The sequence below is a fragment of the Roseateles sp. AC306 genome (assembly GCF_979253795.1).
In genome coordinates this window covers 1-234 of the sequence record NZ_CEEDEB010000158.1, presented here as the reverse complement: position 1 = coordinate 234, position 234 = coordinate 1, and the positions used below count along the sequence as shown (strand labels likewise).

General features: G+C 73.5%; 1 protein-coding gene. It reads left to right on the top strand.

Going from position 1 to position 234, the window contains the following annotated elements:
• A partial coding sequence (locus AC0IZJ_RS28790) for a DUF4982 domain-containing protein (protein WP_471855708.1) occupies nt 1–234 on the top strand: 234 nt, incomplete at both ends.

The following is a 234-nucleotide window of genomic DNA, read 5'->3' as shown; positions in this document are numbered from 1 at the left end:
GAAGGACCGCGCGGTCGTCAAGCTGGGGCCGCACTGGAACTGGGCCGGCCGTGAAGGCCAGGCCGTGCGCGTGATGGTGGCCAGCACCGCGCCGCGCGTGCGGCTGCTGCTGAACGGCGCCGTCGTCGGCGAGCAGGACGTCGACCCGGATGAAATGGCGCACTTCAACGTCGCCTATGCACCGGGCCGCCTCGAGGCCGTGGCGCTCAACGACGGCCCGGAGCTCGCGCGCGC